The organism is Paenibacillus sp. AR247 (assembly GCF_002968895.1).
Lineage (GTDB): Bacteria > Bacillota > Bacilli > Paenibacillales > Paenibacillaceae > Paenibacillus_AQ > Paenibacillus_AQ favisporus.
In genome coordinates, this window is record NZ_PCZT01000084.1 from 1 (window position 1) to 1155 (window position 1155).

Here is a 1155-nt window from a genome sequence, read left to right on the forward strand (position 1 = left end):
CTTCGACCTGCTCCCCAAGCAGCACGTCCAAGATGGCGTTGTTGACCTGATGGAGTCCAAGGTAATCGGTATTGAACATGAGAGTTACCGCGATACCCGGTTCGGGCAAGACAACCAGATTGGAACGAAATCCCGTGTCCGATCCGCCATGCGCTTTCGCTTCCAGCCCCTTATACGGTCCCATGAACCAGCCCAGGCCAATGTTCCGGTAATAACCGAAATCGTCAGCCGGTGCATGGCTTTGCCACAGCTCCTCAATGCTGGACGGCTGCAGAACGGGTGCAGTGCCCCATTTTCCCCCGTTTAAGTAAGCCGCCGCGTAGCTGCACGATTCCGCCGCACTCGTCAGCAAGGTGGAGCTTGGACCATGCGCCCGGTTATACGGATAAACGCGGCTGACCTTCGCTCCAAAGGAAGAGCCCATCCCCATAATGTGCGGGGCGGCAAGCAGGCCCTGGTCTGCATCCGGCATCGTATAGGTGCTCGTTTCCATGCCAAGCACATCCAAAATATGCTCCTGCATGTACTGTTCAAAGGAAACCCCCGAGACCTTCGCGATGACATCACCGAGAACCTCAAAGGCTATGTTGCTGTAAGCATATGTTCCCTGACCGGGTTCCCATAACAGCTCTCGGTTCGATACGCTGCGAACGTAACGCTCCAGCGCTCCTGCATCCAACTGAGGCCGATCCCATTCATAATCATCCTCATCCGGCATTCCTGAGGTATGGGTGAGCATGTGCCTGATCGTGATATCCCGATAACGCGTGTCCTCCAGCCTGAAGTAAGGCAGGTACGCGGTCACTTTCTCATCCAGCTTGATTTGTCCGCGTTCCACGAGCTGCATAACCGCCGTAGCCACATAGGTTTTGGAAATTGAAGCCATGTGAAACAGCGTATTCTCATCCACCAGGGCTCCGGTCTCTTTACTTTTCACACCAAATCCTTTGGCGTAGACAGGCTCGCGATTATACACGATTCCTACAGCCATGCCCGCCGCCGCGCCATCCTGCGCGATATAATCATTCAGCAGCTGGTCCAGCCGCTTCGTTATCTGCTCTACGTTTGGCATCCTATAGCCTCCATGGATCGAATATTTGTATTCTGTTGTCAGCAACCTCATACTCTTACCAATGGAAGCACCGCCTTCCTGGA

1 protein-coding gene is annotated in these 1155 nt (G+C 54.2%); it reads right to left on the reverse strand.

Annotated elements, in window-relative coordinates; all coding sequences use genetic code 11:
- A partial coding sequence (locus CPT76_RS36160; protein WP_105446290.1) for a serine hydrolase domain-containing protein occupies positions 1 to 1072 on the reverse strand: 1072 nt, incomplete at its 3' end.
- Positions 1073 to 1155: the final 83 nt, after the last annotated feature.